The sequence below is a fragment of the Desulfovibrio sp. genome, from assembly GCF_019422935.1.
Lineage (GTDB): Bacteria > Desulfobacterota > Desulfovibrionia > Desulfovibrionales > Desulfovibrionaceae > Desulfovibrio.
Window position 1 is genome coordinate 485209 of record NZ_JAHZCJ010000001.1, and the last position, 23914, is coordinate 509122.

Genomic DNA, 23914 nt, shown 5'->3' on the forward strand with positions numbered 1-23914 from the left:
AGTGGTTGCATAAATCAATAAAAATATTTTCGCATTAGTTATTGCTGAATAATAACAGCCACTTCATGCTCTCGCTGGTCATCAATCAAGGGCACAAGCGAGTCATTTAGTGCAGTTCCATCAAGTGTGATGGAAAAGTTTTTGCCTCCGGCACATTTCTGAGTGATTCTTATGTGATAGACCGCGCTAATATAGCGATAGTGAACGGTGCAACAGCCCCAACTTTCAGGTAGGCAGGGGGCAATTCGCAACGCACCATTTTCAAGGTTGATTCCCATAAGAGATTCAAGCATCAAGCGATACATCCAGGCGGCAGACCCCGTATACCATGTCCAGCCACCCCGCCCAACGAGGCTGGGAGCAGCATAAACATCGGCGGCAGCCACATAGGGTTCCACTTCATACAGTGCCACATCCACCGCGGTTTTGCAGTGATTTACCGGATTGATAATGTTGAAAATTTCCCATGCCCGTCTGGAGTCACCCAACTGGGCAAAGGCCATAGCCGCCCACACGGCTGCGTGGGTGTATTGGCCGCCGTTTTCGCGCACACCAGGAGTGTATCCTCTGATATAGCCGGGGTTGGGGGCCTGCACATCAAAAGGCGGCGTAAACAGTTTTACCAGTTTGTCCTCGCGCTGCACCAGGTAGTCATCCAGCGCCCGCATAGCCAGCTTGGCATGCTCCGCACTTCCTGCTTTTGAGAGTACTGACCAGCTTTGAGCTATTGAGTCGATACGGCACTCACTGTTTCCCGCCGAGCCTAGGGGGGTGCCGTCATCAAAATATGCGCGCCGATACCATCCGCCATCCCAACCGTGGATTTCGATTCTGTCTTTCAACACCTCAAGGTGACTTGAGCATTCCTGATAAAAGGGCAAATCACCGCGTGCCGCCGCAAGGGGACCAAACCTGGCAAGCACGTCATAAAGGAAAAAGGCCAGCCAGACGCTTTCGCCTTTTCCACCAGCGCCAACTTTGTCCATCCCATCATTCCAGTCGCCAGAACCCATGAGCGGCAGCCCATGCGCGCCAAATTTTAATCCATAGCGGATTGCCAGCACACAATGCTCATAGATTGTTGCCGTGTTGCCAGAAGCGGAAGGCTGGTCGTAATAAGCATCTTCATCTTCCTTGACGGGCCGCCCTGTGATCAAGTCAACCTGCTCGTCCAGTATGCCGATATCCTGGGTGGAACTGACATAGCGGCAAACGGCCTGTGGCAACCAGAGGTAGTCGTCCGAACAGTGTGTGCGAACGCCTCGGCCTGTCGGCGGATGCCACCAGTGCATCACATCACCCTCTGCAAACTGCCGCGATGCGCATAAAAGTATCTGTTCGCGCAACAAATGGGGTGCGGTGTGCACAAGAGCCATTGCGTCCTGCAACTGGTCGCGGAATCCGAATGCACCGCCAGACTGATATATGGCCCCGCGTCCCCACATCCTGCAAACTATGGCCTGATACAGTAGCCAGCCGTTGGCCATTACGTTGAAGGAAGTATCAGGTGTTTCCACATAGGCAGAGCCAAGCAGGTGATCCCATTGCCGCCAGACCCTGCTCAGGGATTCCTGCGTTGCTTCCAATCCTTTGAACCGCATGGCAAGTTCTCTGCATTCATCTTTGGATTTGCCTACCCCAAGCCTGAATGTAATAACCCGCTCCTCGCCAGCAGCGAGAGTGAACGGAACCTGAATAACGGCACACGGGTCCAGACCAACGCCGTTTCGGCCAGAAAGGCGGCTGCGGCCCATGGCCGCCGGGTTGTCCAGCGAGCCATTGCGGCCCAAAAACTCTGCGCGGTCGCAGCTCACAGATTTGATGATGTCGTCTGTGCCAAAAAATGCGGTTCGACCAGGAAACTCAGAATTGTAGGAATTGCAGGCAAAAACTGTCCCGCTCATCTGGTCAACTTCTGTGGCTATGTGCATGCGTGTTTTTTCCGGCAAATCGCCCAAAACCCAGGCCACATAGCCCGTTGCCGACAGCCTGCGCGTTATTGACGATTCATTTTTCACTGTCAGCCGCATACATTTTACCGGGGCGTCCACATCAACATGCACAAGAAGCTCTGATTTTATGCCACGTTCCGTATGTTCAAACACGCTGTAGCCAAATCCGTGCCGTGTTGTGTAAGGCGTTTTGCCCCGGCATGGGCGGGGAGCTGGCGACCAAAAGTAGCCGGAGTCGTTGTCGCGAAGATAGAAGGCCTCACCCCTTGAATCACTCACGGGATCGTTTGACCATGGGGTAAGGCGGTGTTCGTGAGCATTTTCGCTCCAGGTAAAGGCGAGCCCTGTTTCCGAAACAACGGTTCCAAACTGTGGATTTGCGAGCACATTGGCCCAGGGAGCGGGTGTTGCCTGGCCCTGAGCCGTAATTATAACATATTCCCGCCCATCGGGAGTAAAACCTCCCAATCCGTTAAAGAGAACAAGGTCAGCGCGGGGGGCAGGCTGGACGCTTTCGGTACGGGATACTTTTGGCCCTTCCGACAGAGCAAGATAGGGAATTGTATTGACAGGCGCTATGCGGCCTTTTACCAGTTGCGCCAAAGAGTCTTTGTCGCCGCTAATAATGACTCGGGCGATTGCCTGCATCAAGATTCGGTCTTCTTCCACGATGCGATCGGCAGAAAGGACAAAAATTCCCCCTGGTTTCCCAAGAAGACTGCCCTTTCCCTCTGCAATAAGCCCCATGATCTGGTCATGCAAAAGCTGCCTGTATCCGGCCTGGTCTTCGTTCCAGATTACCAGGTCAACCAACAAGCCTTTAAGATTCCAGTAGGTATGGGCCCGCAAAAGCTGGCGAACAAGTTCGATATTATCAGTGCTTCCTATCCGCAACAGCAGAATGGGAAGATCACCGGAAAGCGTGTACCCCCAAAGTCCAGACTGCCCCTTGCTATTTTGTACAAGCACAGAGCTTTCAGCACGCAGCTGCGCATTGGCGTATAAGATGGAATCTGCCAGGCCGGTATAAAGTTGAGCCTCCACCTCGGTGGCGTGGATTTGGCGCAGCAGAATTTGACCATGAACCCAGGCCATGCGGGAAACACGGTCGGCAATGCCCTTATCCCGGTATTTTTCAATGAGGGCCAGGGCCGTTGCCCGTGATTCCCCGACGCCAGAAACAATATCAATTATCGCAGAATGCCCGGCCTCAAGGGTGATGCGAGTGCGCACTGCAACAACCGGGTCAAGCACTGCCCCTGCACTGTCAGAAAGGTCAACAACTTCCCTGTCCATTGCCCTTGGATTTTTTATGGTGCGCTCACGGCCAATAAATTGCCGTCTGTTCGTTTCGTAAGAAATGGCGTCAACAGGTACGCCGTGCACGGTCATCATGTGCAGCATGCAGGGGATATTTTCTTCTTCAGAGCGGGCACGGCGGGTGCATAGAATTGCAAACTGATCTTCAACTATTTCGGTCTGGACAAAAAGGTTGCTGAATGCAGGATGTAAGGCATCAGCAGCAGAAGAAGCAAGAACTACCTCGGCAAAACTGGTTATGTCTATTGTTCGCTGTTCCAGAGTGTTGTTCGTGATCTTTGTGCGCCTCAGCTCAACATCGTGTTCTGGCGAAACCGCAATATCCGTATGCATATCATACTTAAGTTTACGGCAATGAAATTCTGCCCGTCCTTCTGAAAAAATCACTTTGAAGTGCTCAGTTTTTACCTGAGTAGGCTGAAAGGTAGTAGACCAGTATTCTCCAGTGGCAACATCTCGGATGTAACAAAACGTACCCCAATCGTCACACGTCGTATCTTCCTTCCATCTGGTTACAGAAAGGTTATTCCAACTACTGTACCCGCCACCGGCATTGGTTACCATGACATGATACCTGCCGTTTGAAAGCAGCTGAATCTCTGGCCTTGCAGTGTGTGGCGAACCGATAATGCGCGTTGTGCCTTTTACAGACCTGTGGATTGCAGGCACACCCGACCGGGTTGCCGTGCGTACATAACTTGGAATTGCTTCCGGAGCCCGTTCCTGCAAAACTAGTATGGCGGATTGAAACTGTGGATCGCTTTCAAACCGTTTTTGCATGGGGTAATCAAGCAGCAATGCCTCCAGAGCAAGCAGGCTCATTCCCTGATGATGCGCCATGTAGGAACGCACGATCTCGAATGTTTCCCCCCTCGGCAATCGCGATTCTGTATAATCTATGGCCTCGTACATGCCGTACTCACCTTCAACGCCTCCTTGTGAAAGACGTTCAAGGTTCAGGCAGGCATCGCGTGGTGCGATCATGGCGGCCAAGGCCGAAGCGTATGGAGCCACAACCATATCTGCGGTCAGATCGCGCTTGATACCTAGCCCCGGCACACCAAATGCCTTGTACATGTAGTCAGCGCGCGCATCGGTCATGCAGTAGCCGCTTTCAGATATCCCCCACGGTAGACCGCATTTTTTCCCATACTCGATCTGAGCGGCAACAGCGGCTTTGCAGGACTGGTCAAGCAGGCTGTTTTCATAAAAGGGCATTACAAGAAGCGGCATCAAATACTCAAACATCGAGCCGCTCCAGGAAAGAAGCACTGGCTTTTGAGACGTGGTGGTTGCCAAAAGCCGCCCAAGAGAAAACCAGCTTTCTTGGGGTAGATGCCCTTGGGCAATGCCCACAAATACTGCCAGCCTGGCCTCTGAGGCCAGCAGGTCATAATAGCTTGCATCTCTTCTGTTTTCGTCCACATTGTAGCCGATAGACAGCAACTTTCGCGTGGAATCATATAGAAAATCGTACTCAATGCACGCCAGCCCCGCGCACTGCTCCATCATTTCAGTTATCTGTTCAAGGTGTGCGCTGGCCTGGCGGCTGCCTGCCCCAACAAGCACCGCAAGCTCTGCAAAAACATGCTGCCTTGATGGGTCTTTTTCTTCTGCGGCGCACAAGGCCAGGCGCGGCAAAACGGTTTCTTCAAGCGCCGCGATTTCAAACAGTGAGAGATGAGAGTCAAGCATATGAAAATCTTGCAGCTCAGCAGAGGACATATTCTGAAGCGATGTCCAGGGCATAAAAAGCGCAAGCTCGTCCAGTGAATCCTGCAACTTGAGACAAAATGTTTCCTGCACGCTGCCGTCGTAACCCTCTTCCACCATGTCTGAAGCCTGATCCAGCTGGGTCATGGCTGCTGTCGCAGTTGTTTGCAGATGTTCAAGATCTTTTCTGACTTGACTTGCAGAGGGTGAAAGCGACTGCAGGGCCACTGCCAGCTCAAGGCTGAGAATGCCCAGCGGCGAATTTGCAGCCTCACCGGAAGGTTTGGGGGCTGTTTCAACCAGGATGGCAAGCGTTTTTAACAGGTCCTTAAAAAGCAGCGGGTGGCTTACCCTTTTTTCTACAAAATCCTGCAACCCTGCGCGCAAGACCAAGAGGTGCCCAACCATGTTGCCACTGTCCACAGACGACACATAGCGCGGTAACAGAGGGGTCAGAGACTGGGTGTCGTACCAGTTGAAAAAATGGCCTTTGTATCTTTCAAGCTTTTCTATCACCGATAGGGACTTTGATGTGCGCTCCAGAAATGCCCCGGCGGTTATAAAACCGAAGTCATAGGCCGAAAGATTTGCCAACAGCGCAATGCCCATATTAGTAGGTGAAGAACGGTGGGCTATTCTGCCAGTGGGGACTTCCTGATAGTTGTCTGGCGGAAGCCAGTTGCTTTCAGCCCCGGCAAAGGTTGCAAAAAACTTCCAGGTCTTACGCGCAATTCTGAACAGAAAAACAGTTTGCTCTGGGGTGAGCTTTTCCTGATGCCGCTTAAGAGGAAGACTCGACCACCATGCAATAACCGGAGAAAAAAACCACAGCAAGCAAACAACGCCAGCCAGAACAGTGCTTGCTGCCATACCGTTGCCCAAAGCAACACAGGCAATCATACCCAGCAAGGCGATTACGGGCCCGGCCCCCATGGCAGCCACGGTTTCTCCGAGGTGATCGGGAGCTGCGTTGCCAGAATAGACCGACACATTCCACTGAAGAAGGCGTTTTTTTGAGGCCAGCATTCGCCAGAAACTGCGAAAAATGGCATCCAGATTTGAGGCTGCTTCAACAGGCAGGTAGAGCAAAGCCTCTGCAGTTTGAGAAAAATGCCCTGGAATTTCTGAAAGCTGAAGCGTGATGTGGCGCCTGAAAGACGTGTCCTCTGGCTTGTGGAGCATGGTAACAACAGCTTCAAGCAAGGCTGGCAGAAACAAAAAGCCAACCACCAGTGAGGTCCATTGCCACGATAATGGCAGCATGCCCCACCCAGAGATCAAAAGCAGTATCATTGCGGCAGGGGTCAAGCTGCGGCGCAGATTATCCAAAATTTTCCAGCGAGAGAGCAACGAAAGAGGGTTCTTGTGCATCTGCCCATCGCCTCCTGGGACGCGGGGCAACAGCCAGTTTATGATCTGCCAGTCTCCACGAATCCAGCGATGACGCCTTGCGGCATCGGTAAGATATGCCATGGGGTAATCTTCATAAAAAGAAACATCACTCAGCAAACCAGAGCGGGCAAAGCAGCCCTCGAGAAGGTCGTGACTGAGCACCTTGTTGTCAGGAAAGCGCCCAGACAGCATGGAATCAAATGTATTCAAGTCGTAAATGCCCTTTCCGATGTATGAGCCTTCGTCAAATATATCCTGATAACTGTCAGAAACTGTGCGCGTGTATGGATCAATGCCGCTCTTTTTGCAGTTGAGACGGGCATAACGCGAACGATTTGCCCCGGCCAGGCTTGGCTCGACGCGCGGCTGTAAGATGCCATATCCATTGATTACACGCTTCTTACCCTCATCAAATCGCGCGCGGTTCAGGGGGTGAGCCATGGCCCCCACAAGCTGGCGGGCAGAATCTCGGGGCAACTGTGTATCTGCATCAAGCGTTATAATGTAGCGCACACGCGAAAAAACTGCCCTGTCACCTTCAACAACCGAAAAGACATCCGGGGTTCTGCCGCATAAAAAATTGTTAAGTTCCTCTATCTTGCCGCGTTTGCGCTCATGCCCCATCCATATTCCTTCCTGAGCGTTCCATAAGCGGGGACGGTGAAAAAGAAAAAACGGAGTGTATTTTTCTGCTGCATATTTGGCATTAAGTTCTGCTGCCATTTGCCGGGCCACACGGACAAGCAGTTTGTCATTGGGGGCGGTTTCCGATGCAGAATCAGAATAATCAGTGAGCAATCCAAAATATAATGATGTGTCTTGATTGGCCAGAAAACGCACCTCAAGGTCATCGAACAAACACTTTATGGAATCTTTGCTGGTGAGCATTGCTGGCACAATAACCAGAGTCAGCAAACGCTCTGGCAAGCCGGTGGAAAAATCCATTTTAAGAAGAGGCTTGGGATTGATGGCAATGGAAGCAATTTTATTGGCAACAGCTAGGGCCAGGTGGCAGGCTACAATGATAATGGGTAAAAGGAATAGAGATGCCCATAAATTCTGTACACCCTGTGCCATGGCAACAAAGGCGAAAAACACTGTAAAAAACAGCGTTAATAAAATGATTGTAGAGATATACAGGGGAACGCGTAAACGTTCAGCCGCGCGGGCAAGGGTCTGCACCGGGCCGAAATGGGCAGATATGGCAGTTTCAAGCCTAGGCTTGCCTTCAGCAGTCAAATAGCAGCCAACATGCGCAGAACGAGCATTTTTGCCATGCAGGCTCATGCCTTCATGGGCAAGATCAATGGCTTTCAGAGCAATCTCGTTCTCTGTCAGGTGGCTGCACCTCGCCATTTTTTCTATAATAGTGCGGCAATAGTTGCGCGAATTGAAGTCCATGGCGGCATAAACTTCTGCCGGATCCTTACGCAAAGTACCTTCTACAACACTTACAGAATCGACAAAGCTTTTCCAATCTACAGATTCAATGGCTCGCAGGCTGTTGAAACAATTGCTCATGGAAAGCTGGCTGGCAGCCTGCATCTGGTTTTCCACATGCACAAGCTGGTCGATCGTTTGACCAGAGTCAGCAAGTTGCTGCTCAACCCATGTGAGCGGTAGCGCCAAGGAGGGGCCCATGCCTTTGAGTTGGCGGCTGAATTCAGCGACAAACGAGCCCGAAAGTGATGGATTTGACCGTGCCATGTTCGCAATTACCATGATTAGGTCTTTGGGAGAGGCCACAGCTGTGCGCGTCAGCTTGCTGGCCCAATGCACCGCAAGCGCACGGTCAGTTCTGTATGCAGCGATGAGAGCGGTGATATGTCTGATGTTTTCTATGAGAGCAAAGCGAAACATGATGGGAACAGCCCATAATTCACCCATAGTGAGTACAGAAACGGTTTGATAGGAGGACAGAACCGCCGCCACCGTTTCAGCATTCACCCGCCCGTCACTATGCCATATGACTTCCTGGGCAATGTCGTAGGCACGGGGCAGCCCCGCAGCAAATCCCGTAGTCAGGTGGGGCAGTTCCCGGCTGTAGCCTTTGGGCAAGTGCCGCCTTACTGCTCGAATCTGCTCTTCAAGGATATAAAAATTATCAAGAAGGCATTCTCCTGCGGGCGCTATCTGCACGCCGCACCGCACATCTTCATTCAGCAGGCTGTGCACGGACAAAAACATTTTTTCGTTGTCCACAAGCCGTGGAAGCAATACTTCCGGGTGCTTTTCTGTTGCAACACGGTGTCTTTCTGCCAGCAGTCTGCCGTGCTCTCCAAGATGCTCAGTGCTGAATAGCTCAAGTTGATATGGCCCGACCTCACCTACGTACTTCCATGGTATCTGTTTTACCTGAAAGAACGCCCGCAAAGCGGAAAACATGGCGGAAGCTGTCTTACTGAATAGATTCATTACGACTAATCCCAATATATGATACAGATTAACGTGAGATGTGCTGAGTTATTGCGGGCAATATTGCCCCGTTGATCACTTGCCGCCTGTATGCCGTAGGCGACTCATCGCCTAAGCCCTCCTATGTGTCCGATTTGAAGATAAAGGCGTACAGGTGGGAAGACATGAGGGATAAATATTCAATAAAAATGCATATTATTTCATTGTGAAAATAAATTTTGCTGACTATTTTTATCTTTTATAAACAATTTATATAATACAGTACACAAATAAATTTATATTTTTTTTATCTAAAATTTACACAGAAAATGCGAATATTGTAGAATATTTTAACTTGTGCTGCTTTTTTTACAATCTAATATTGCCGATAAGTCATGATACTATTAGAATATATCCCTTAAAAAATGAAAAAAAAGAGGCGCAAAGGATCAACGCCAAAAAGCATATTGTGGAGGCTTGAGGGGTGACGATCAGCAGCGGCGGCTGGCAAGGCTCTCTCAGATGAGCGGGCAGGCGTGTGTTACGCAATTTCTGCTATTAAGGATAATGGTTAACCGTGCTGACTAGTTTAGAGACGGGAGAGCCTCATGCTAGGGCTATCCGAGGTGTAGATGGGAGTACAAAACTTGGGTGACCTGCAATACCAGCCTTAAAATCCTACCGGCAAGTGGTCGCTACAGAATGGCAGATGTAGGTTTGTGGCGAGCTTTTTTGTTCCATTGACTGGTATTTATCATGTATTTAAAAAATGTTTGATACACTTAACAGCTATATGCTCTATGATAATTTTTATATCTCCAATAAAATACATTAGCATTTTAGATGTAAAATTATAATTTATGAAATAAATAGTGACAATAGTAATTATGAGATTAAAATATAAATAAAATATAAACATGTAAAAATGTTTATATGGCAATATTTTCGTTTTTAAATGTAAATTTGCTCACAAATTCCGAAAATAATTGCCCCACACAATATTCAACCAGGGGTTCATTTTGGATAAAATAATATTAGACACTCCCTCTCCAGAAATTTGTGCCAGCAAAATTTTTGAAGCTAGCGGTGCAAAATTCGATGCGGATGTAGCGACGGATCTTTGGCAGAAAATCATGCAACATAAGTGGGTTCTGTCTGAAAGGCTGAATCGGGATGTCGGATTCAAGATTGCCTGCACCGACTTTCTTGAGAACATAGGAACGGATGAAGAGCTCTCTACTCACAATCAGGAAAAGCTTTTGGTACAGATGGGCGCGCGCACCATCAGCAGAGATATTTGGGATACTATCTCCGATACACAACCCCCCAAACAACTGATTCACAAGAGGATTGTACTCCCCCTGGTTGAGGGAGCACTTTCACAAAAATATGGCGTCATTCCGCCTAAAACTATCATTTTTTTTGGCCCTCCCGGTACGGGCAAGACCCATTTTGTCAAGGCAATGGCCGGAAGGCTGGCGTGGTGGTTCATAGAAATCGCGCCAAGTATGCTTATGGTCGACGGTGTAGACAAAATTGGGGCACATCTGCGGGCAATAATGGAAAAAGCCCGGTGCTTGGATGAAGTTATCCTTTTCATTGATGAATTTGAGGAATTTGCAGGCAGCCGGGATAGCGCAAATAGAATCGATCGGTCAATTACCAACGAGTTTCTCAAACAGGTACCGCTTATAAAAAGCCAGCCAAACAAGGTTCTGCTCGTATGCGCTACAAACTACATCCGCCAACTGGATTCTGCACTGCTACGGCCGGGGCGCTTTGATTGCATCATCCCGGTAGGAACTCTGGATGACGATGGAAGAAAAACAATTCTGGAATACTATTTGTCGAAGATGAACTGCGGCGTAGTTGATGTCGATCATATTGTAAGCTTGACACCTAAATTTACCCCTGCAGATATTGAGTACCTTTTCCAAATTGTTGCCCAGTATGCTTTTGAAGAAGAATGTGAAAGAGGGGCAAACACGCCTGTGACCACAGGGATGATTGCTGAGAAAATTGCTTCTTTCAGGCCGTCCTTGACGGAATCGATGATTGCGGAGTTTAGAGAAGATGTAGCTATTTATTCGAGGGTTTAATTTATGTGAGTCATTACGGAAGGCTTTTTATGAATTTTACATGTTGAAGCTGACCAGCGTGCCTGTCTGCCCCACCCGCAGAAATAGGCACACTCCTGACGCACCCCCAAAAAGCCCCGGCCACTCCAAAGGCCGGGGCTTTTGCTGCTTAGCGCCAAGGAAGTGCAAGATCAAAAGCAAGAGATTTGATCAATATGTTCTGGTTTGCATATATATTGTTATAATAAATAGTATAAATTACTTTAATATGACTGTCAGGCGACATTAATTACACATAAGAATTATAATTATCATAAAAAATAAATACAGAAATTGTTTTCCATGGTAATGTATATACAGTCTAAATGCAGATAGGAGAATTTATGAATTATCTATTCAAGTTGGCCGACGTAGCACTCAAGAGTGTTGGCAAAAAGACATTCACCCTTGAAGATGGGCACAGTATGACAATTTTTCCATCAGGTGATGGAAAAACCATGAAAATTGATATTGACGACGGGGAATCGTACAAAACTAGGGGAAGTAACAGCTTTGTTTCGCAGATAGAAAAGATTTTAAAAAATAGAGGTGTTGCATGGTGGGATGAAACGAAAGAGGGACAAGACAATGTTTACAACGTTCTTTCAATGTATGAACAATTTGAAGATGTTCCTCAGGAAGATCTCCAGAATATGCCCGCCAACAAAAGTTCGATTAGCTCCCACTAATGAAATGTACTCGTCCATACTTGAAAAAAATTCACAACTTCACAATTTAGTCTATTTCATTATTATCTTTTACTTGGGTTAAGCGGGTCAAAAACTCCCTCCTTCTTCACGGGGCATCCCAGGCTAGAAAGAGGAATGGAGAATTATCCATGAATATAAGCTTAAAACAACGTGTCGAGATGGAACGTCTTTTATCTAATTGGAAAAAGTACCTAGAGAGTATTCCACCAGCGTCGGATGATTTGAAGTTGCACAAATGGCTTGGAATGAACACAGCTATCGTAAAAAAAGATCATTTTAACAGGGTATTGAGGTCTTTTGTTTATGACATGAGGGCGCGCCTTGATGCGTTGCCACAATAAGCATCGGTAATGGTATATGGTCGGGGGAACCATACCTTTTCCTTTCTTCTACCACTCCAAGGGATGGAAGGGTAGCAATCAGATTGCTACCCCCGGCGGGATGCAATAATTGCTCGTGGTTGTCGAACAGGGCAAGAGAAAGGATGTGCTTTTTCATGCTGTAAACCTCTGGCCTCACTATGCCAGATTCACAACTTTCACGCAGTAAAATATTTTTGAGTGGCACACTGGTGGTACAAATCAAAAATTAGACAAAGAATAAGGCACTCAGGTTTTAGCCTGAGTGCCTTATTAAGCCTGATTGCGTAGTCAGGATTTGAACCTACGAGTGCATATGCTCTTTCGTAGGAGGGTTAAAAAGGGGTTAGTTCGGGGTGTATGCCGATGTCTTTTGATGTATCTGGATGCACTCTAACATTGCTAATTTATTGAATTCACAATTTTAGAGGCTGTCCTTTCACGCCGTCGACAGGGGTTCAAATCCCCTTGGGGACGCCAATTCAGAAAACAAGCTCTTACGAGAAATCGTAGGAGCTTTTTTGCTTTGTCTACCTGATGGGGGGCATACCACTATGCCGGGGGATATTCATTTAAAGGATGTCCCAGCAGATATATGGCGGCATACATGACAACCTGGATATTATGTTCGTCGTATTCCTCCACGGCAATCCACAGCATGCCCAGTTCCGCACTGCGTCCTATCGGGTGGGGGGACAGTTGTCACCCCGTGTCCTCTGCCAAGATAAAAATGCAGTTCCATGAAGCAGACTGCAACCGCCCATGATTGTCTCATTTTTCGCTTTGAAGGGGATTGCCACTCGGAATCCGAGATAACGTTGCGTGCAGGAAAATATTTTAGGAAAGGAATAGTTAAAATATCCCGATATATTCGGTAGTTTCTGCCGGATTTGAGAAGGTGTATTTGTTCACAAATATTTTTGCTTGTGGCATAAATGTATCTACCCATACTTTGTCTACCGACTGCGGATTGAAGCTTGCAGGTGCAGAGAAAAGAGGCGGTTGCTATGGAATGATCGCCGTACAAAGCCAGGAGTATCTCATGAACAGTATCAAATGGCTGTTTATGGTACTGACCGCTGCGACATTTCTGGCGGCCAGCGCACTGGCCGTAGCTGTCGATCAGGCTCAGAGTCTTGGGCTGACGGATGATGAAAGGGCTTGGCTACAAGAGCATCCCGTTATCCGCGTGGGGAATCAAACCAACTTGCCACCTTTCGATTTTGCCGTCGGGGACCGGCCGCAGGGCTACAGCATCGATCTGACCAGCCTGCTTGCCCAGCGCATCGGTTTCAAAGTGGAATACGTCACTCGGCCGACCCGGGAAGAGCTTCTACAACTGTTCAAGCAGGACGAGCTGGACCTGTTGCATTCGCTTTATCGCACACCGCAACGAAAAGAACTCGGCATCTTCTCCGAGCCCTACTTTCGCATGAAGCAGGTATTCGTCACGCGCAAGGATGACGCGAACATTTCCGATTTCCAGCAGTTGAACGGCAAGACCGTCGCCACCGGTAAGACGTGGGCGGACTCGGAATTTTTGGCGACACAGTACCCCGGCATCAAACGTCTTTTCCGCGACAGCGTCGAGCAGATGCTGGAGGCCGTGTCGAACGGAGAGGCCGATGCCGCAGTTCAAGGGGATGGAGTTGCCGAGTACTGGCTGCGGAGACGAGGATTTACGGACCTGAAGATTTCCGCCTGGGCCAAGGGATTCGACAAGGGAAGGCCTCAATCTTTTTACTTCATGGCGCATAAGACCGCTCCGCAGTTGGTCTCCATACTCGACAAGGCGCTGGCCTCGGTGACACCCGGCGAGTTGCAGGAATTACAAACCAAGTGGTTCGGCTCCGGTGCCGTCAGCGAAGCGACACCCGAGGTCAAACGCATCGACCTGACCGAGGAACAACGGGCCTACCTTCGCCGCAAGGGGCCGGTCAGGATGTGTTCCGCGCCGTCGACCCCGCCCTTTGCCCAGATTACCAGCGATGGCGTCCATCAAGGAATCGCCGCCGATATCATCTCGAAATTGGCGGACCTCATCGGCACGGAGATAACCCTGGTCCCGACCAAGACGTGGAACGAATCGATCGAATTCGTCAAGTCCCGGCGATGCGATATCCTTTCCTATGCCGGGATGACCGAACAGCGGAAAGAGTTCCTGGATTTTACCACCCCTTATCTTTCCATGCCCATTGCCGTCGTGACCCGGAACGATCAACCCTTCATCGTCTCTTTAAAACCATTTTTAAATGAATCCTTTGGCGGCATCAGGGAAACGACCTATGTCGCGGCCTTCAAGGCGCAGTATCCGACGGCCCGCATAACAGAATTCGATAACAGTCTCGATGGGTTGCAACAAGTAAGAATGGGGAAGTTGTTCGGCTTTGTCAGCGCGTTGCCCATCGTCGCCTACCAGATCCAATCTCACGCGCTTCTCGATCTCAAAGTGGCCGGACAACTGGACGAAAAATTCGAGATGTCGGTGGCGACACGCAACGACGAGCCGCTGTTGGGCAGCATTTTCCAGGCCGCGATCAATGCCCTACCACAGGATCAACGCCAGGAGATCCTCAATAGATGGCTCGCCGTCCGCTACGAGCAAGGCTTCGATTATGCCCTGATGTGGAAAATCGGACTTGCCGTCGCAGTTTTGTTCGCGGGCGTTCTGATCTGGAATCGACGGCTAGCCACGCTTCACGCCCGGATTGCCGCGCAGAATGCCGAACTGGCCATTGCCGCCGCTGCCTTCAACTCCCAGGAAGGCATGATTGCGACAGACCCGGATAAAGTGATCCTGCGCGCCAATCAGGCATTCCTGGAGATCACCGGCTATCGAGCAGAAGAAGTGATCGGCCGAACACCTCGCTTGTTTTCATCCGGGCGTCACGATGCGGCGTTTTACCGGGCCATGTGGGACGCCATAGACCATGCCGGCACTTGGCAGGGAGAAATCTGGAACCGTCGCAAGAATGGCGATCTTTATGTCGCCTGGCTTACCGTCTCGGTGGTCAGGGACGAAAAGGGAGACGTCACCAATTACATCGGCACGCAATTCGACATCACCGAGCGCAAGAGAACCGAGCAGGCGCTGGCCGAAAGTGAAGCCCGATTCCGAAGGTTCTTCGAGGATAATGGCTCGGTCATGCTGCTGGTCGATCCGTCGAACGGGGAGATCATCGCCGCGAATCGCGCCGCGTCGGCCTATTACGGCTATGCGCCGGAACGCTTGACGGGAATGAACATCAATCAGATCAATATACTACCCGCCGACGAGGTCGCGCTCGAATACCAGCGGGCGCTTCGCGAGGAACGCTACTATTTCAACTTCCGTCACCGGCTCGCTTCCGACGAGGTCCGCGATGTCGAGGTCTATTCCACGCCCGTGGAATTCGACGGCAGGCCCATCCTCTCGTCCATCGTCCATGACATCAGCCAGCGCAAGGCGGCCGAGGCCAGATCGCGGCGCCTAGCCAATCTCTACGCGGCGTTGAGCCAGTGCAATCAGGCGATCGTACACTGCGCCAGTGAAGCCGAACTGTTACCGAAGATCTGTCGCTGCGCGGTCGATTACGGCTTTGCGAAAATGGCCTGGATCGGCTTTGTCAACGAGGAGGGCTCGCTGGTCGAACCGGTCGCCTCGTATGGCGACGATACGGGGTATCTGGATGATCTCTTGATTCCAATGGATGCGGGGAACCCGCTTTCGAGGGCACCTGCCACCACCTCAATCCGCGATGATCAAGCAATATGGTATCAAGATTTCGCCCATGATTTAGAGATCGGTCCCACCTCGCAATCTTGGCATGAACGCGCGGCGAATGCCGGCATTCACGGGCTGGCCTCTCTCCCGTTGCGCCGCGCAGGTTCCGCGGTCGGGTGCCTTGTCATCTACGCCGACACGGTTGATGCCTTCGATGAGGAGGCTCGCAAGCTTTTGATCGAAATGGCGATGGATATCAGTTTCGCACTGGGCAATTTCGCCCGCGAGGCCGCGCGACAGCATTCGGCGGAGGCGCTGCGCGCCAGCGAAGCGCGCTATCGTCTCGTTTTCAAGACCAGCCCGAACGCCATCGCCATCAACCGTCTGGGCGATGGGGCTTATGTCGAGATCAACGACGGATTTATCGACATGACGGGCTTTGACCAAGATGACGTCCGGGGACGTACGTCCTTCGACATCGATATCTGGGGCGATCCCGAAAGTCGCGTGTATTTGGTCGAACGATTGAAGCAGAATTCAATCTGCCAGAACGTAGAGACCAAATTCAGGAAAAAGAATGGGGAACTACTTTGGGGTTTGATGTCTGCGTCGGTCATCGAACTCGATGGTGAACGCTGCATTCTTACCGTCACACGGGATATTACCAACATCAAGATGGCCGAGGAGGAGATCAAGACCCTCGCATTTTACGACCCGTTAACGCATCTGCCCAACCGACGACTTCTGATGGACCGCCTGCAGCAAGCTATCGCCCTTTCCACCAGGGATAGGTGCAAATGCGCCTTGTTGTTCGTTGATCTCGATAACTTCAAGACCCTGAACGACAGCAGTGGCCATGCCATCGGCGACCTCCTTTTGCAAGAAGTAGCCGTGCGTCTTGTCGCCAGTGTGCGCGAGGTCGATACCGTGGCCCGACTGGGCGGAGACGAGTTCATTGTGCTCATCGAACAGTTGAGTGAATCTATTGAAGGGGCGGCGAAACAGGCCGAGGGAGTCGGCGAGAAGATCCTTGCCGCCATCAATCACCCTTATCAGCTTGCCGACAGAGAATACCGAAGCACGACCAGCATCGGCATCGCCATGTTCGGGGGGCAGCATGAGAATACGGACAAGCTTCTGATGCAGGCCGATATCGCGATGTATCAGGCTAAGGCTGCAGGACGCAATGCGATACGCTTTTTTTCGCCTGACCTCCAAAACACCCTCGATTCCCGTGTGGAGACGGAAAATGATTTGCATCTGGCCATCGAAAGAGAACAATTCTCTCTTCATTACCAACCGCAATGGGATCATGGCAGCCTTGTCGGTGCCGAGGCGCTGATACGTTGGAACCATCCGGAGCGGGGCGTGGTGGTGCCGGGAGACTTCATTCCCCTGGCCGAGGAAACCGGGTTGATCCTGCCTTTGGGGCAGTGGGTGCTGCAAACCGCCTGCCGTCAGATTGCGGCTTGGCGTGACCAGCCGGACATGGCCCATCTCACGCTCGCGGTCAATGTCAGCGCCCTCCAGTTCCGGCAGCCGAACTTCATCGATCAGACGGTTACGACGCTGGAGCGAACTGGGGCCGACCCTCAGCACCTCAAGCTTGAGCTCACGGAAAGCATGCTGGTGGACAACGTCGAAGACGTCATCGCCAAAATGTTGGCTCTGCGGTCCCGTGGCGTGACGTTCTCGCTGGACGATTTCGGGACCGGCTACTCGTCGCTGTCCTACCTGAAACGTCTGCCCTTGGACCAGGTGAAGATCGATAGATCGTTCGTCAAGGATCTGCTGACGGACGCCAATGACGCGGCCATCGCCCGAACCATTGTCGCTCTGGGACAGGCCATGGGGCTGTCGGTCATCGCCGAGGGCGTGGAAACCGAAGCTCAGAAGGGTTTCCTCACCAGTTTGGGCTGCAAAGCCTTTCAAGGGTTCCTTTTCGGGCGGCCAATGCCCCTTGATGAGTTTCAAGCCCTGGTTCGGTGCGGAGTTATGTGACGTGACAGGAAATTAGAAATAATTATTATTATTTCAATCAAACATAGCCGCCGTTACTCAGTAATTAGACTGGGACGGTGATTGAATTATGTAGGAACTGGTTGCGGGGGCAGGATTTGAACCTACAAACTCCAGGTTTTAAGTACATGTGCTCTTCCGTGAATTCACAATTTTTGAGGCTGCTCTTTCACGCAGTCGGCAGGGGTTCAAATCCCCTTGGGGACACCAATCAAGAAAGCAAGCTCTTACGAGAAATCGTAGGAGCTTTTTTCGTTGTCGGATTACCTCCCCCGTGGCAGACAGATAGCGTTCTGTGTGTACACTTCCACTTACGTAGGAAGCGTAAACTTTTATCCATACAGATTTTAAGAAGTGGTGTTTTTACTTGCAAACATATTTAGTTCACAGTGTAAATATCAAAAAAATTTATATAGTTCGCAGCAGTTGTTTGCGCTATGCAGTTAATAAGTATTGCAAACGATGTTGATCGTCCGTCCACAAAGCTTTTGAGCTATCCCAAAAGTCAGATTGAAATTGGTCACAAAGTGAGTTGATCATGTCAGAATTTTTTTTAGCGCATTCTGAAAACGCATTTGGTAACTCTCAAGAACTCAAGGATCATCTACGGGACGTTGAAAAAAGGTAGCCAAGTGGGCTTGCACGGATAGACTTAAAAAAGTCTTATTATAGCGGGGCTACTTCATGATTTCGGTAAATATCTTGATAAGTTTCAGTGATATTTACGTGGCAAGGAATCGTCAGTGTCGCATGCGGGAACGAGGATTGAAGCGGTGACGGCATGACCATCAACGCAATGGTGGCCCGTCGCTCCCCGTGCGGGAGCGACTTATGTGGATTTATATTATCATGAGCACAACCCTGACATATCGCAGCAACTGGAACCTGCTGTTCTGATTTATTTATTGTTTTGTTTTAAAGATGTATTGTGTAAAATATAAACTTATTTTTCAGGTTTGTTATAAATATTGTGCTGATATTAATCGCCTTCGATTCCCTGATTTTTATCCCCGTCACCATAATACTTTCCCGCCGTCTTCCGATTAGTACAGAAACGGCATCTCTGCATTTGCCCCCTCAATATTCTCTATTGAAGGGGCTGATCTTGCAGACAAAAATTTTATATGAACAAAAGTGTCCCAGAGTTGTATGATAGCTGCAACAATAGCAACGTACCTGGTGGATACTGTAAGCAGAATTCTACACTTGCAAAAGGGCTTGTTATGAACAGATCCATATCGCTCAAGCTGATGCTTGGCATTGCGGCAATCATCATCATACCAATGGGCATACTATTTGCCCTTACGTCGCGTGGCATTGCAACGCTTTCAGAAGAAAGCTTCGCCAAGTCCGCCATTGGCGAACTGCGGCAGGTCAGCAATGTTGTCACAGCCATGTTTGATGAATACAAGCTCAACGTTGGCATGCTGGCTGTTGATCCCCTTATGGCGCAATTACCGCAGATGACCACAAGTCACGTAACCGCGACGGAACCCACACCGTCCAGCCCCGATGCGGGCGATACTGCTGGCAAGGCGCTGGATGCCGTGTTCCGTCTGTACCGGGAGTCACACCCCTCATATTCCAATGTTTATGCGGGCAATATGGAAGGCGCATTTGTGCTCAACAGCCCCGTGAGCGGCAAAACCCAGCCAGCTGGCTATGATCCGCGCAAACGCCCCTGGTGGGGCATGGCAGTCTCTGATCCTGCCAAGAGCTACATCACCAGCGCCTACAAGAGCACCGATGGACAGCCAATGGTCAGCGCCTGCCGCGCCGTGCGCGATAGCAGCGGCAAAGTTACAGGTGTTGCGGCCATAGATATTACTCTGGGCACCCTCACAGACCTCATTAAAAACGTGCATATTGGCCGCACGGGCTTTGTTATTCTGGTACAGGATGACGGCGTGGTTATATCCGACCCCAAAAACCCGCAGCACAATTTTCAGAAAATAGACGGCATTGGCAACGATGCCCTGACCGCCTTGTTCAAGTCCGGTGCGGCCACGGGCGAGGCCGCCATCAGCGGCAAACAGTTTGAAGCGGTGGTATACAACTCACCGGAACTAAAGTGGAAGTTTATCGGCCTCATTGAGAAAAGCGAACTCATGGAGCCTGTCAACGCCGCCTTGTGGCACTTCGCCACCGGTATGCTGGCAAGCCTGATTGGCATTTGCATAGGCATCTGGGTGCTGGCCGGGCGGCTCATTATTACGCCATTGAAAACCGTGGGCGTTTTCCTCAAGGATATTTCCGCTGGCGTGTACGGCAGCCTCGCTAACCGCCGCGTTGACGAAATAGGCGTGATTTTTGAGTCCCTCAATTCCATGAGCGCCACCCTTAAATCCAATATTTCCGAGATTGAGGCCAAAACTGTTGAGGCGCAGCAACAGGCCGCAGCAGCAAACGTCGCCACGCAAGAGGCCGAGGCCGCCCGCCTGCACGCCGAGCGCGCCAAGGCCGAAGGCATGCTTGAAGCAGCGCGCCAGCTCGAACATATGGTGCAGATGCTCCACCAGGAAGTGAGCACCCTTTCGAGCAGTTCAGAAGACATCCGCGAGGCCACGCTCGTGCAGCGGCAACGCATCCACGAAACCGCCACGGCTATGGAAGAAATGAACTCCACCGTGCTTGAGGTTGCCAAAAACGCCTCACATGCCGCCGCCCAGGGCACGGATGCGAGGGACAAGGCCAATCAGGGCGCCGAGGTTGTAGGGCGGTCGCTTGAGGCCATGCGCGCCTCGGAGCAGAAGGCCCTTGAACTGCGCGAAGCCATGGGTGATCTGGATAAACAGGCCCACGGCATCGGCGCAATCATGACCACCATTGAAGACATAGCTGATCAGACAAACCTGCTGGCCCTGAATGCGGCCATTGAGGCCGCCCGCGCGGGCGAGGCGGGCAGAGGCTTTGCCGTTGTGGCCGATGAAGTGCGCAAGCTGGCGGAAAAGACCATGCACGCCACCAAGGAAGTGAGCGACTCCATCCTCTCCATCCAGCGGGTGGCAGGAATCAACGTGCAGTCTGTGGAAGAAGCCGTGCAGGGTCTTGACCATGCCTCATCACTGGCTGGCGAGTCCGGCGCGGCGCTGGGCGACATTGTTACCAGCACAAACCAGTCGGCAGGGCAGATTCAGTCCATCGCCACTGCGGCAGAGCAGCAGGCCGCGACATCTGAAGAAATCAACAAGTCCATTGACGAAATCAACGCCATCGCCGGGCAGACGGACGAGCGCGCTGAGGCCTCGCTCCAGGCCACCCGGCGGCTGGAAGAGTTGGCTCTGTCGCTTTCCGGTCTTATCAAGGAGCTGAAAGACCAGTCGGCATAGGCTGGCAGGATTCAATAGCCAGAAAAGGACAACGGCAACCGTTCTGCGGTTGCCGTTTTTCGTGCGGGAGTGACTTCATTTTCGTCCTGCGCTATGTTGTCGCACTGGTCAGCGTCAGCGAATTTGCCGTCAATAGCCTGTAATCAGAGGCTTTTCTGCTGCCCATTTACGCCGTCGCAAAGGCGCTGCATGGCAGATTGCGCCCTGTGCGGCAGGCAGTGAGCATGCAGAGCAGGTTTTTTGTATATCCCATTCGGCGGCCCGCCGAATGAATGTTGCTGCACTGCAATAACCGCACTGGAGTATGCCATGACAGGGGAATTTCTGACCTCGCTCACCCCTGAGCACAAGAAGTTTCTTGTGGATATGTTCAAGGACGGCGTGTCCTTTGACCCCAAGGTGCTGCGCGTTTACGCATCGGATGCCAGCCTGCTCACGGGTACGGTGCTTGCCATGGTTCGGCCCGAGAGCGCCGGGCAACTGTGCGAATTTATGCACTGGGCAGATGCGGAGCATGTGGCCGTGCACCCGCGCGGGCGCGGCACCAGCCTTTCCGGCGGATGCGTGCCCACGGTTCCCGGCATTGTTGTTTCCATGCTTGGCATGGATAAAATAATCGAGATCAATAAAGAAGACTTTGTTGCCATAGTGGAGCCGGGCGTTAATACGGCTCTGCTTCAGGCCGAATGCGAAAAGCTGGGCATGTTTTACCCGCCGGATCCGGCCAGCGGCAAGGCAACCAGCGTTGGAGGCAATGTCATCACCTGCGCTGGGGGCCTGCGCGCCGTCAAATACGGCGTTACCCGCGATTACGTGCTTGGCCTGGAGGCCGTGTTGCCCGGCGGCGAACTGGTGAAGTTCGGGGGCCGCTCCCACAAGGATGTCATAGGCCTTGACCTCGGACGGCTCTTTGTGGGCAGCGAGGGCACCCTTGGCATTGTGACCAAGCTTATTCTCAAGCTTTTGCCCCAGCCCGAGGCTTCGGCATCTGTGCTTGTGGGCTATCCTTCGCTGGATGCGGCCCTGGCCTCCATGAGCAAGGTTTTTGCCGCAGGCATCCTGCCCTGCGCGGTGGAATTCATGAATGAAACCGTGCTGGAAATCCTTGCCAGAACCGGCGATGTGCCGTGGCCGGACAGCGTTAAATCTTTGCTGCTGTTTCAGGTGGACGGCAGCAAGGAGACTGTGCCGCTGGAGAACATCCGCCTCGCCAAACAGCTTGATGACGCCCTGTGGCGCATGGAAGGCGTGGGCAAGCAAGAGGAAGACAAGCTGTGGGCCTACAGACGCAGGGTTTCAGCGGCCTCCTATGTGCTCGGCCCAGACCGCATCGGCGGCGACATGGCTGTGCCACGCGGCTCCATTCTCAAGGCCGTGCGTAAATTTGAAGAAATTGCCGCCAGCAACGGCAAGCGCCTTATCGCTTTTGGGCATGCGGGCGATGGCAACATCCACGCCAATCTGCATTATGATGCGTCTGACACTGACGATGCCCGCCGCACATTGAAAACCCACCACGAACTGGATGCGGCAGCCCTTGAATGTGGCGGCAGCCTTTCGGGCGAGCACGGCGGCGGATGTCTGAAAGAAGTTGGCAAGCAGCTCGGGGAAAAAGAACATGCCCTCATGCTGCGCCTGCGCCGTGTCTTTGATCCCAACGGCATTCTCAATCCCGGCAAGGGGTACTGAAATGAAACGCGGCTGTACGCAATGCGGCGAATGCCTGAATGTCTGCCCTGTGTACGCGCTCTACAAGCGCGAGGAATACGCGCCCAAGGGCAAGCGCCTGCTTCTGGAGCAGATTGATCCCGAGTTCGGCGGCAGCCCGGATTCGTCCCTGCCCTGGGAGGATATCCGCGAACTGGCGCGCCTCTGCGCCGGGTGCGAGCGGTGCCAGCAGGCCTGCGCGCGCAAACTTTCCACCAGCGATCTGCTGGCTGAGGCGCGGGCACGTAATCCTCACTGGACGCAAACTCTCTGGGATATGTGGATTCGTCGTGCAGGCCCACTGTGGCCCATGGCGGGGAAAATCGCCATGCTTGCCCCAGATTCCGTTATTCCCGGCGTGTTGCGGTCTTCTGTGGAAACCGCCCGCGCGTTGGTTGATCTGGAGCCTTGCGAACCGTGGATGACCCTGCGGCCTACCCGGAAGATCAGCGGCGTGAGAGTGGCCCTGTTCAGCGGCTGCACGGCTAAAAATGCGCGTCCCCGCTGGATATCCACTGCCCGGCAACTGCTGGCAGGCTGGGGATACGACCTTGTGGACATCGCGGATTTTGCCTGTTGCGGCGGCACGTTACACCATGCCGGGCAGTTGGGGGCTCTGGCAGAAGTGCGCGAGCGCAATCTTGAGCTTTGGCGCAAGGCTGGCAGGCCTGTAATGGCGAGCTTTTGCGCTTCGTGCAAGCACAGCCTTGATAGCTACACCGCCGTTTTGTCGGCGGAGGAAGGCAAGGAGTGGAAGCAGAAGTGCGTTGGGCTTTCCTCCCTGTTTGTGGAACCGCAGATCAGCGCCACAGGCAAGGCCCCGGCAGTGGTGGGCTATCACCAGCCCTGCCACTGGGGTACTGCTGATCCTGATTTGCCCCTGCTCACGGCGGGGCTGGCGGGTTTGAAAAAGGGTACTGGCTTGTGCTGCGGCATGGGCGGCATACTGAAAATGTCCAACCCCGATCTTTCAGCGGACATGGCACGCAGATGCCTGGAAGGCTCTGCTCCTGAGGTCCGACACATTGTCACCGGGTGCAGCGGCTGCGTCATGCAGCTTTCCGCTGCGGCGGGCAAGGATGTGCAGGTGCGCCACTGGCTTGATGTGGCAGCACTGGCAGATTCTCACATTTAGGCATACTCGGCCCCATACTGATTTTTGCGGCACCATGTAGCGCTGGGGTATAGCCATGCGAAAA

7 protein-coding genes are annotated in these 23914 nt (G+C 51.9%); 6 read left to right on the forward strand and 1 reads right to left on the reverse strand.

Features of this window, described 5'->3' with window-relative positions; translation table 11 throughout:
* Window positions 1–38 precede the first annotated feature (38 nt).
* On the reverse strand, window positions 39–8792 hold the full coding sequence (locus tag QZ383_RS02140; RefSeq protein ID WP_291442614.1) for a glucoamylase family protein: 8754 nt from the start codon (window positions 8790–8792) through the stop codon (window positions 39–41).
* A 998-nt stretch (window positions 8793–9790) separates the two neighbouring features.
* Between QZ383_RS02140 and QZ383_RS02145 the strand changes: the two genes are divergently transcribed.
* From QZ383_RS02145 to QZ383_RS02170, 6 genes are all read left to right on the forward strand, one after another.
* Window positions 9791–10870: an ATP-binding protein gene (locus QZ383_RS02145; RefSeq protein WP_291442616.1), complete on the forward strand. Its 1080-nt coding sequence runs from the start codon at window positions 9791–9793 to the stop codon at window positions 10868–10870.
* A 362-nt stretch (window positions 10871–11232) separates the two neighbouring features.
* Window positions 11233–11577, forward strand: a complete 345-nt coding sequence (locus tag QZ383_RS02150) for a hypothetical protein (RefSeq protein WP_291442617.1) — start codon at window positions 11233–11235, stop codon at window positions 11575–11577.
* A 1422-nt stretch (window positions 11578–12999) separates the two neighbouring features.
* Window positions 13000–17661: a transporter substrate-binding domain-containing protein gene (locus tag QZ383_RS02155; RefSeq protein WP_291442619.1), complete on the forward strand. Its 4662-nt coding sequence runs from the start codon at window positions 13000–13002 to the stop codon at window positions 17659–17661.
* A 1241-nt stretch (window positions 17662–18902) separates the two neighbouring features.
* Complete coding sequence (locus QZ383_RS02160) at window positions 18903–21008, forward strand: methyl-accepting chemotaxis protein (protein WP_291442621.1); 2106 nt, start codon at window positions 18903–18905, stop codon at window positions 21006–21008.
* A 309-nt stretch (window positions 21009–21317) separates the two neighbouring features.
* The gene (locus QZ383_RS02165; protein ID WP_291442622.1) at window positions 21318–22697 is read left to right on the forward strand and encodes an FAD-binding oxidoreductase; all 1380 of its coding nucleotides are present in this window, start codon (window positions 21318–21320) and stop codon (window positions 22695–22697) included.
* Window position 22698: 1 nt separating this feature from the next.
* Window positions 22699–23850 (forward strand): (Fe-S)-binding protein, encoded by a 1152-nt coding sequence (locus QZ383_RS02170; RefSeq protein ID WP_291442624.1) that lies wholly within the window; start codon window positions 22699–22701, stop codon window positions 23848–23850.
* The last annotated feature ends 64 nt before the right edge of the window (window positions 23851–23914 follow it).

What these genes read in the sequence shown, in the direction of transcription:
- QZ383_RS02165 (WP_291442622.1), top strand. Translation starts at nt 21,318, where the DNA reads ATGACAGGGGAATTTCTGACCTCGCTCACCCCTGAGCACAAGAAGTTT.
- QZ383_RS02170 (WP_291442624.1), top strand. Translation starts at nt 22,699, where the DNA reads ATGAAACGCGGCTGTACGCAATGCGGCGAATGCCTGAATGTCTGCCCT.
- QZ383_RS02150 (WP_291442617.1), top strand. Translation starts at nt 11,233, where the DNA reads ATGAATTATCTATTCAAGTTGGCCGACGTAGCACTCAAGAGTGTTGGC.
- QZ383_RS02155 (WP_291442619.1), top strand. Translation starts at nt 13,000, where the DNA reads ATGAACAGTATCAAATGGCTGTTTATGGTACTGACCGCTGCGACATTT.
- QZ383_RS02140 (WP_291442614.1), bottom strand. Translation starts at nt 8,792, where the DNA reads ATGAATCTATTCAGTAAGACAGCTTCCGCCATGTTTTCCGCTTTGCGG.
- QZ383_RS02160 (WP_291442621.1), top strand. Translation starts at nt 18,903, where the DNA reads ATGAACAGATCCATATCGCTCAAGCTGATGCTTGGCATTGCGGCAATC.